This window comes from Sphingomonas sp. (assembly GCF_026460985.1).
Taxonomy (GTDB): domain Bacteria; phylum Pseudomonadota; class Alphaproteobacteria; order Sphingomonadales; family Sphingomonadaceae; genus Sphingomonas.
Window position 1 is genome coordinate 1 of sequence record NZ_JAPKNM010000066.1, and the last position, 10,080, is coordinate 10,080.

At 65.4% G+C, this 10,080-nt stretch carries 11 protein-coding genes; 10 read left to right on the forward strand and 1 reads right to left on the reverse strand.

The window, feature by feature from the left end; all coding sequences use genetic code 11:
* Positions 1-389 precede the first annotated feature (389 nt).
* From MT490_RS10705 to rplA, 9 genes are all read left to right on the forward strand, one after another.
* Positions 390-968, forward strand: a complete 579-nt coding sequence (locus MT490_RS10705) for a YqaA family protein (protein WP_297387093.1) — start codon at positions 390-392, stop codon at positions 966-968.
* Positions 969-981: 13 nt separating this feature from the next.
* On the forward strand, positions 982-1,251 hold the full coding sequence (locus MT490_RS10710) for a hypothetical protein (protein ID WP_297387095.1): 270 nt from the start codon (positions 982-984) through the stop codon (positions 1,249-1,251).
* 117 nt (positions 1,252-1,368) lie between these two features.
* Positions 1,369-1,824, forward strand: coding sequence for a hypothetical protein (locus MT490_RS10715; RefSeq protein ID WP_297387098.1), 456 nt, complete (start codon positions 1,369-1,371; stop codon positions 1,822-1,824).
* A 1-nt stretch (position 1,825) separates the two neighbouring features.
* Positions 1,826-2,194 (forward strand): hypothetical protein, encoded by a 369-nt coding sequence (locus tag MT490_RS10720; RefSeq protein ID WP_297387101.1) that lies wholly within the window; start codon positions 1,826-1,828, stop codon positions 2,192-2,194.
* Positions 2,195-2,375: 181 nt separating this feature from the next.
* Entirely contained in the window at positions 2,376-2,573 is a 198-nt protein-coding gene (gene secE / locus MT490_RS10725) for a preprotein translocase subunit SecE (protein ID WP_297387103.1), read from the forward strand.
* Between the two features lie 13 nt (positions 2,574-2,586).
* Positions 2,587-3,126, forward strand: coding sequence for a transcription termination/antitermination protein NusG (gene nusG, locus MT490_RS10730; protein ID WP_135987351.1), 540 nt, complete (start codon positions 2,587-2,589; stop codon positions 3,124-3,126).
* Between the two features lie 201 nt (positions 3,127-3,327).
* Positions 3,328-5,031 (forward strand): hypothetical protein, encoded by a 1,704-nt coding sequence (locus MT490_RS10735; RefSeq protein ID WP_297387108.1) that lies wholly within the window; start codon positions 3,328-3,330, stop codon positions 5,029-5,031.
* Between the two features lie 248 nt (positions 5,032-5,279).
* A complete protein-coding gene (gene rplK / locus MT490_RS10740; protein WP_297387111.1) occupies positions 5,280-5,711 on the forward strand; it encodes a 50S ribosomal protein L11 in 432 nt (143 codons plus the stop codon).
* A gap of 4 nt (positions 5,712-5,715) precedes the next feature.
* The gene (gene rplA / locus MT490_RS10745) at positions 5,716-6,408 is read left to right on the forward strand and encodes a 50S ribosomal protein L1 (RefSeq protein ID WP_297387113.1); all 693 of its coding nucleotides are present in this window, start codon (positions 5,716-5,718) and stop codon (positions 6,406-6,408) included.
* Positions 6,409-6,471: 63 nt separating this feature from the next.
* Here rplA and MT490_RS10750 read toward each other — a convergent pair whose 3' ends face one another.
* Complete coding sequence (locus MT490_RS10750) at positions 6,472-7,875, reverse strand: hypothetical protein (RefSeq protein ID WP_297387116.1); 1,404 nt, start codon at positions 7,873-7,875, stop codon at positions 6,472-6,474.
* A gap of 183 nt (positions 7,876-8,058) precedes the next feature.
* On the opposite strand from MT490_RS10750, the gene MT490_RS10755 reads away from it, so the two are divergent.
* The gene (locus tag MT490_RS10755; RefSeq protein ID WP_297387119.1) at positions 8,059-9,858 is read left to right on the forward strand and encodes a hypothetical protein; all 1,800 of its coding nucleotides are present in this window, start codon (positions 8,059-8,061) and stop codon (positions 9,856-9,858) included.
* Positions 9,859-10,080 lie beyond the last annotated feature (222 nt).

Below are 10,080 nucleotides of genomic sequence, written 5' to 3' on the forward strand. Positions count from 1 at the left end.
AGGGGTGGGTTGGCACCGGCTGGGGCTCGATGCCCCGGCCGGTGCCTTTTGCTGCACGATTGGCGAGTCTTTTAGGCGCGCAGACGCGCGCACCCACCCCCCTGCCCCTCCCTGCAAGCAGGGAGGGGAGCCTTCAACCTGAATGTCGATCCGCCCTAGAGAGGGCATTGCTTACCTCCCCCTCCGACGCCTTCGGCGCCACCTCCCCCTGGCGGGGGAGGATTTTGAATGTCGATCCGTCCTAGTCCGGTCCTTTGCCGGCGAGATGCTCAATCGCGCGCAAGGCCTGCCATTTCCCGCACATCCCCATCGTCTCGTCCGCTTTGGCGCTTTCGCTGCGCCTGCGAATAGGGCAGGAACGCGCACCACTTCCCCTTCCCGGAGTCCGCATGTTCCGCCCGATGTACGACTGGGTCCTGCGCATGGCGCACCACCGCCACGCGCTCCGCAGCCTGGCCGTGGTCTCCTTCGCCGAGAGCAGCTTCTTCCCGATCCCGCCCGATGTCATGGTCGTCCCCATGGTCCTCGCGCGGCGCGACCAGGCCTATCTGATCGCCACCGTCTGCACGGTGGCCTCGGTCATCGGCGGCATCTTCGGCTATGCAATCGGCTATTATCTGATGGAGAGCATCGGCCAATGGCTCGTCCAGCTCTATCACATGGAATCGAAGATCGAGGCGTTGCGCCATGGTTACGATCAATATGGCGCCGCGATCATCCTGCTGAAAGGCCTGACTCCGATCCCGTTCAAGCTGGTCACCATCGCCAGCGGCCTCTTTCATTTCAATTTTCCGCTTTTCGTGATCCTTGCGACCATTACGCGCGCCGCACGTTTTTTCATCATCGCCGCATTGCTCAAGCGGTTCGGCGAGCCCATGCAAGCATTCATCGAAAAGCGATTGAACCTCTTCGCCTGGGGATTTCTGATCCTGCTCGCCGGCGGCTTCGCTGCAGTGGCGCTGATCTGAAAGGATCCTGTTCATGTACAAGAAACTGGCTTTAGCCGCCGCCGCATCGGCGATGCTCCTCGCATCGACCGCGGCACAGGCCGGATCGGCCTCTGCCCTGAGCCTGCGCAACGCCCCCGCGGCCGAGACGCGCGCCAGCACGCCGGCGGCCCGGGAGAGCGGCATCCTCCCCGGCACCACGCTCTATGCGGCGATCGGCATCCTCGGGATCCTCGTGCTGCTCGAGGCGACCGAAGTGATCAACATCTTCGGCGGCGGCGACGATTCGCCCGACAGCCCGTAAGGGCTGGCGTAGCCGATAGAGGCGCCCGGACCTGCCTCGGGCGCCTTTCCTCGCTTGCCGTCCTCGACTCGCCCGCACGCCTGCGATAACCTGCGAGTGGCGACGTCGGAGGGGCGCATGCGAAGCCGGTCACTGGCAATTCACGGGGCGCCGATCGCAGCCGCGCTGCTGCTCGCCGGCTGCGCGATGTTCGCGCCGCGCTACGATCCGATGCTCGATGCGAAGACCGCCGGCGCCTATGAGTTGGTCGCGCGCTTCGCCGCCAATGGCGAGCTCGGCACCTATGCCGACAAGGCCAGCTTCGCAGACGCCGCCCCGCAATATGCCGACGCCCAGGCCCAACTCGCGGTGGCGCAGATGCGCGCCGCTTCGCTCGAGACCGGGGGCAAGGGCGCGGCGCATGCGCGCGACCTGCTCGTCAAGCTGATCAAGGGCTGCAGCGACCGCATCACCAGCTTCGCGCTCCAGCACAAGAAGTTCGGCATCCAGCCCGATACCGGCGCCACCCAGCCGATGATGGTGTCGTGCGACCAGGCCGCGCGCGCCGCGCAGGCGATGAAGCCGGGGAGCTGACATGACTGATTTCAGCAAGCTCTCGCTCGACAGCGCCGACGCGCTCTTCGGGGCGCTCAAGGACGAGGTCGTCGGCACCTCGAGCAAATGGTTCCAGGAGAACGAGGCGGCGATCTCGGGCTATCTCCGGACGCTGAGCGACGCCGCGATGCGCACCGCCGAGGCGCTCGCCGAGGGCCGCATCGGCGCGGAGCAGGCGGGGATGATCCTCGGCGACCAGAAGGCGACGCTCGAGCAGACCTTCGACTTCGCGCAGTTCATGACGCTGGCGCTCGCCCAGAAGCTGGTCGACGGGGTGTTCAGCATCGTCGGCTGGGCGGTGTTCAAGCACACCGGCATCAACCTGTTCCCCGAGCTGGTGCAGCCTTGAGGCCTTTGTTGCCCCCGCTCCAAAAGCGAGGGCGCGCACCGCTTGCTTTTGCCCCCTGCCCTCGCTAGATACCCGTCCCAATCCGACAGCGTGATGGGAACACGCCGGTCCTTCCCCCGGAAGGAGCGGCAGCGGACCCATGCCTCGCTGAAGGCCCATTTTTTCTGACGAGGATGCCCCGGTGGCGAAGACCAGTCCCCTCGAGTTCATGCGCCAGGTGCGCGCCGAGACCGCCAAGGTCGTATGGCCGAGCCGCAAGGAAACGATCATGACCGGCGTGATGGTGCTGATCATGGCGAGCATGCTCGGCATCTTCTTCCTCGGCGTGGACTCGTTCTTCGACTTCGTCGTCCGTTCGCTCCTCCGTCTCGCGCAATAAGGAACAACAACGCATGGCGCGCTGGTACATCATCCACGCCTATTCGGGCTTCGAGGGCAAGGTCCGCGATCAGATCCTCGCCGACGCGACCCGGCTCGGGCTCGATCGGCTGGTCGAGGCGGTCGAAGTGCCGACCGAGACCGTCACCGAGGTCCGTCGCGGCAAGAAGATCCAGTCCGAGCGGAAGTTCTTCCCGGGCTATGTCCTCGCCAAGCTCGAGATGAACGACGACGTCTATCACCTCGTGAAGAACACGCCGAAGGTGACCGGCTTCCTGGGTTCGTCGGGCAAGCCCCAGCCGATCAGCGAGGCTGAGGCCGCGCGCATCCTCAACACCAAGGAAGAGGCCGCCTCCGCCGCGCCCAAGGCCCGCGTCCATGTCGATTACGACATCGGCGACACGGTCAAGGTCACCTCGGGCAATTTCGCGACCTTCTCGGGCGTGGTCGAGGAACTCGACTTCGACAAGAGCCGCGTCAAGGTCTCGATCTCGATCTTCGGCCGCGCCACTCCGCTGGAGCTGGGCTTCGAGGACGTCGAGCGGGTGAAGTAAGCCGGGCCTGATTTCAGGTTTGCGGGATTACGGGAGGCCGGGGCGAAAGCTCCGGCCTTTCTGGTTTGCCGGTGCGCGGCTCGCCCGCCGCCCAGACCCGAGCAACCACCGACAAACAGGCTTTGGGAGAGGCTTGTAATGTAGGAAATGATCTCGTTTTGTTCCGCACGCCTCGGCCATCGGGGCGCGTGGAGATACTCAATGCCTGGACATATTGCATCGATCGACGATTATACCGGAACCACCGTCGCTCGCCTCAAAGCGGCAGCGGCCGATCTGGCAGCGCAGGGCGGAGGCGTGCTGCTGATCCCGGGCGGCGCCTATGAACTCGACAGCGCTGAACTCGCCCAGCCCGTTACCCTCAGCGACAACGTGATCGTGGAGGGCTGCGGCTCGACGCTGACCGTAACCGGAACCGTGCAGACGAGTTCGGTCTTCGCGGCGCTGGACCGCAACAACGTCACCATCCGCAATCTCAGTTGCACGGGCAACAGCGTTGCCACGGGATACAATAACGGGGCGTTCTTCAACTACTTCCTGACGCCGACCGCTACTGCGAACACGTCCGGCGTGCTCGTGGAAAACGTGACGCTGGACAACTTCAAGGCGCCGTACTGGATCTGCGTCGAGAACCAGAACACCAGCCGGACGATCGTCGGCGTGACGATCCGGCGCATCTCGGCATATTCGAAGGCGGGTAACGCGATCTCGCCTACCGAAGTCGTCTGGAACGCATCCGTGATCGCCATCCTGAGCAATCAGAGCGGAATAATCGAGCGAGTCCATGTCGGCGAGCTCTATGTGGACGCAAGCCACATCAAGTCGGGCGTGATCCTGTATCACGGCGTGCGAAACGCCCTGCTGGACAATTTGAGCATCTTCCACGCCGGCTTCTCGGGAGCGTTCGCCAACGATGCCGGCGCGTATGCCGTGCAAATCTACGACACCTATGGGGCAGGCAGCGGGATCGTCGTACAGAACGTCCGCCTGTCGGCGAGATCGTGCGGCATCTACGTCGCAGGCCAGCACGCCGTCACCATCTCAGGCTTCGTGGTCGAAGGCCAGTTCGATACGCTGGACGGCACCCTGCCCAAGGGGGCGATCGCAATCAATGGAACGGTCGAGTGCACCGTCCGCGATGGCGTGATTCGCAACTGCGCGCGTGGGATCCAATGGTCGGGCCCGCCGACCACCGAACGATGCGACGGCGTGATCAGCAACGTCAAATGCATCGACGCCGTCACCTTGCCGCTGCGGATCAGGCCGTACAGCACGTTTCCGATGAACGGTCTCACGATCCACGGCAGCCGGTTCACCGGCGTGAACTATGGTGCCGTGATCGACGTCAATAACAGCAATCTCATCCTCAACGACTTCACTTGCGAGGATACGAGTTTTGCGGCGACGGCACCCGCTGGATCGGGCTCCTATGGCCTGGATGCATATGCTCTCGTTTCGGCCACTCCGTCCGGAAACTGGCGGTTCGAAAACTGCTCCTTCACCGGAGCCGCAGCCGGCATTCGCGCCCGTTATGTGACAGGCCGGGTTTCGATCCTCTCCAGCACCGCCACCGGCACTGCGTCGGGCATTCCCTTCCAGCTCACCAACTCGACCGATCTGGTGCTTCAGGATCTAGAAGCGCGGGTGGAACTTGGGGCCACCCATTTCGACATGACCGGCGCACAAGGGACGGTCGACGGCGCGATGCGGGGATATCCAGGCGGCGCCCAGGCCGCCGGCCTTGGTACAACCAAGCCCACATTCGCAGGGATCAAGGGAGATTATGTGCGGTTCATCAACTTCACGCCCGCCCCCACTGGCGACGGACAGTCCTTTGTGACGGGCTGGCTTTGTCAGGGCGGCAGCACCTGGCGGCCGGTTCTCGAAACAGTCAATGCGGCGTGAACCGCGTGATGTCATCGGCTCCTGAGTGATCATGGCTGCGGGAGGAGGTGCTCGCGTCGAGCCCTCTTCCTGCAGTACCGGACGGTCATAGCTCTCCGTGGATCGCCGGTTGCGCTCGGCTCCGCTTTGCGCTAAGGGCCGCGCCTTCCAAAGCCACAGCGATGGAAACCCTGCGGGAGGGCGCTTCGGCGTCCGGCTGGACCGCTAAACTTGATCGGGGCCTTGCAGGCCCCCGGAAAGAGAGTGACATGGCAAAGAAGATTACCGGCTATATCAAGCTGCAGGTGCCTGCGGGCGCCGCCAACCCCTCGCCGCCGATCGGCCCTGCTCTGGGTCAGCGCGGCGTGAACATCATGGAATTCTGCAAGGCGTTCAACGCCCAGACCGGCGACACCGAGAAGGGCACCCCCCTTCCGACCGTGATCACCGTCTATGCGGACCGCTCCTTCTCGTTCGAGACCAAGACGCCGCCGGCGACCTATCTGATCAAGAAGGCGATCAACCTGAAGTCGGGCTCGAAGGAACCGGGCAAGTCGGTCGCGGGCAAGATCAAGCGCTCGCAGCTGAGCGAGATCGCCCAGGTCAAGATGAAGGACCTGAACGCCAACGACATCGAGGCAGCGACCAAGATCATCGAAGGCTCCGCCCGCGCGATGGGCCTCGAAGTGGTGGAGGGCTGATAAGATGGCCAAGCTGACCAAGAAGCAGAAGACCTGGACCGTCGACGCCAACAAGCTTCACGGCGTCGATGAGGCGATCGCGATCGTCAAGGCGAACGCGACCTCGAAGTTCGACGAGACCGTCGAAGTCGCGCTCAACCTGGGCGTCGATCCGCGCCACGCCGATCAGATGGTCCGCGGCGTCGTCACGCTACCCAAGGGCACCGGCAAGACGGTCCGTGTGGGCGTTTTCGCCCGCGGCGCCAAGGCTGACGAGGCCACTGCCGCCGGCGCCGACGTCGTCGGTGCCGAGGACCTGATGGAAGCCATCCAGGGCGGCAAGATCGACTTCGATCGCTGCATCGCCACCCCGGACATGATGGGCCTGGTCGGCCGCCTCGGTAAGGTGCTCGGTCCCAAGGGCCTGATGCCGAACCCGAAGCTCGGCACCGTGACCATGAACGTCGCCGAGGCCGTCAAGGCCGCCAAGGGCGGTCAGGTCGAGTATCGCGTCGAGAAGGCGGGCATCATCCACTCGGGCATCGGCAAGGCGTCGTTCCCGGCCGAGGACCTGCGCGCGAACTTCGACGCGCTGGTCGACGCGGTGGTCAAGGCCAAGCCGTCGGGCGCCAAGGGCAAGTATCTGCGCAAGGTCGCGCTGAGCTCGTCGATGGGCCCGGGCGTCAAGGTCGACGTGGCGGAAGTCGCCACGGCCTGATCCTCACGGACAAGCAGACAGCGAAAGGGCCGGGAGCGATCCCGGCCCTTTTCCTTTGTGCGATCAGCGCGGCAGTTCGATGCTCGCTTTCTCCTTGCCGTACTCGCGGACGATCAAACGCACCGGAGTCACCGTGGGCGGCACTTTGAGGAAGACCCAGGTGCGCTTCGCCTCGTTCTCGTTCTCGAGCCAGACGGTGCTCGCCAGCGTATCGCTGCCGGACGTGCCATAGTGATTGCCATCGGCACGATATTCGACGCCGTCGGAGGCGAGCAGCGAATAGGTCTGCCAGTCATTCTGCATGCCGAGGCGCCGGCCGATCATGTTGCGCAGCGTCAGCGTGACTTCGGCGCCGCCCAACTTGCTACGCCCGGCGCGATCGAGCTTGACGTCCATATAGGCGGTCTTCTGGAAATCGCCCGTGGTGACTGCTGCGGTGGCCGGTATCTCGGGCGCGGCCTTCGCCGCCACCTGCTGGCCGGACACAGCACCCGCCGTGAAGGGCGGAAGATCGATCGTCAGCGTCTGGCCTGAGCCGTATTTGAACTCGACTCGCCGGGCGGCGCGCTGCGCGGCCTGGTTCTCCAGATAATAAGTAAAATGCCCGCTCAGCCATTCGCGCGGAGCCAACGTGACCGAGGCGCCGTTCCCCTTGTCCAGGCTCACGCCCGGACTTTGCGATCTGCGGCCATCCTGCTCGACGACAAAACTATTCAGCAAGTTTGGATTGACGTCGAGCGGCGCATTGGTGGTGTTCTGCAATGTCATGTTGATCACGGTCAGTCCGGATCCACGGCCATTGTCGGTGGAGCCGCGGCCGTACGTAATCTGATCCGTGCGCAGCCTGAAACCGCCGGGCTGGATGAAGGAGGCAGGCATGCGCAATGTCTGAATCCCGGTGGGGGCAAGCGGCACCGTTGGCGGAGTCGGCATGGGCGGGACGTAGCCCGGGACGCTCAGCCGGTGCTCCTGACTTATCTCCTTGAGCAGCTTGACGATCGATGGCCGCTCACGGACGATCCACGTCAACGGCGCGGTCGGTACCGGTCCCTCGAGCTGATAGCGAAACACCAGGGTGGTGTTCTGGCCGGGCTTCAGCACCTTGCCCGCCGTGAAAGTGCCTTCCTGGCCGGGCGCGGTTCCGGCGGCGAAGGTGTAGCCCTTGGCACCGTAGTTGCCCGAGCCATGGAGCAGCACCGACTCGTCGAACAGGTTTGCCGCCATCAGCACGGTGGAGACGGAGGTGGCGTTCTGGACCGCCACATAGATCACCACGCTGGGGCGGTTGGAGTTGATATTCTCATAGCGCACCCCGTGAATCCGCAGCGCCAGCTTGTCGATCCGTACGCTGGGCGCATCGACGACGACTTGATTTTCCTGCGCCCGCGCTGGCGAGGCATGGGCTGCCGCGCAGGTCAGCGCTAGCGCCGTCGCCATGAGAAATTGGGTCCTGTTGCGCAAGCTCATGGCGAGTTTCTTTTCCCTTCGCGGTAGTCATCGACGCGTGCGATGACCAGGCGATGGATAGAAGCGTGGTGCGACCGAGCTCGCCATTGTTCCTACCAAGGCCGCCATTCCCGCCGCGTGACGCGCCCTTTCCTTTGCCCCGGCGAAGGCATAGCCTTCGCGCAAAACCATAGGAGGGGATCGATGCGGCTCGTGATCGCGCTGGCGGTGCTGGCGCTGCCTTTGCCCGCGGCCGCGCAAACGGCGTCGCAGGACGAGACGGTCGTCGTGCAGGGGCGGCTGGAGAAGCTCAGCCATTGGCGCGAGGCGGAGACGGACCACGTCGTCGTGATCAGCGACGGCAGCGAGGCCGAGCTCCGCCGGATCGCGCACAATCTGGAGCGGCTGCACTTCCTGCTTTCGGTGCTGCTCGGCCGCGTCGACCAGCCCGACGAGGCACGCAAGCTCCGCGTGACATTGGTCGGGGATTCGTCCGAGTTCGACGCGATGGACCTGCGCAACCTGCGCCTCGCGCCGGGGCCGTATCGCAGCGGCTTCGACGTACAGGGCTATTACGACCCGCGCGAGGACGGCCCGGTGCTCGCCGCGACGCGTTACGACAGCCGGATCCAGCTCGAGCGCGGCACCAGCCTCGCCTCGGTGCTGCCCGACCTGATCCGCGCGACGAGCGGCGGCGCGCCCGATCCCACCGCCAACGATGCCGGGCTCAGCCAGCATCTTGCCGGGCCGGTCGGAACGCGCGCGGGCTTCGCACAGAAGGCGGACCCGTTCGCCGTCAACGTCAACCAGGTCTCGGTGCCGGTCGCGGCCGAGGGGCGGATCTACGCCGCCTTCGCGCGGAACTGGCTGCTGACCCATTTCCCCAACGCCTATCCGCGCTGGTATGTCGACGGCTTCGGGGAGCTGTTCGCGACGATCGAGGTCAAGGCGGACGGCCAGATCGCCTATGGCCGCGCGCCCGAGGGCTATTGGCAGGTGCTGGACCGCGTGCGCGCCTGGCCGGTGAAGGACGTGCTCGCGGGCAAATATCTGGATGCACGCCGCGACGATAGCCGCTGGACGCCCTTCCACGCCTGGGCGCTGGCGCACATGCTGTTCTTCGACGAGGCGCGCCGGCCGCAGCTGCGCAACTATCTCGCCGCGATCGCTGCGGGCACCGATCCCGCGAAGGCCGCCGAGGCATTTGGCGACCTCGACCAGCTCCAGCGCGATCTCGCGGCCTGGGACAATCGCAAGATGCCCTATGAGCGGATGACCTATCCCGCAGCCCGCGCCGCCGAACCGATGGTGCGGCAGCTGACCCAGGGCGAGGCCGCGTTCGTCAAGGGCCGGCTCGAACTCGGCTCGCGGATCGCCCTCCCCGTCCCGCAGCCGGACGCGGATGCCGAGGCGATCGTCCACACCGAGCGGGCACGCCAGCGCGCGATCGCCGAGCGCGACGCGTGGCTCGCCGAGCTGCGCAGGGACGCCGCGCGCTATCCGGCGAACCTACAGGCGCAATTGCTGCTCGCCGAGGCCGAATGCCGCACCGGCAACGCCGCCGGCTGCCGCGCGGCCGCCGAGCGCGCGATGAAGATCGACGCGAACAGCAGCGACGCGCGCGCGTGGCGGGGCAGCGCCCTGCTCGCCGAGGCACTCGCCGCCCCGGCCGCCGAGCGCACCGCGCGGCTCAAGGCGGCGCGCGCCGAGATCGCCCGTGCGAACCGCGCCGATCCCGAGAATCCGCTGCCGCTGATCGCTTATTATCGCAGCTTCGCCGAGGCGGGCGAGGCGCCGCCCGACGTGGCGATCGAAGGGCTGATGAAGGTGGTCGACACCGTCCCGACCGCGCCGGGCCCGCGGCTGCTGCTCGGCGAGGCGCTCGTCCGCCGCGGCAACCTCGCCGCCGCGCGCCGCGCGCTGCTGCCGATCGCATACGGCGCCTATGACAGCGCGGAGCGCAGCCGCGCGCGGGCGCTGATCGAGACCGGAACGGCGGGCTGAGGGGCCTCACCTTCGCTAAAAAATCATCCGTTCGTGCTGAGCTTGTCGAAGCACCGTTCTTTCTTCTTCGCCACAGCAAGAAGAACGGCCCTTCGACAAGCTCAGGGCGAACGGGGTTTAGGCTGTATCGACATTCAGCCTCTATTTTCCCTCGCCCCCTGCAAGGGGGAGAGGGTTGCGCAGACTTAGACTCGAAGAGCCTTAGTCGGAGCTGGGTGAGGG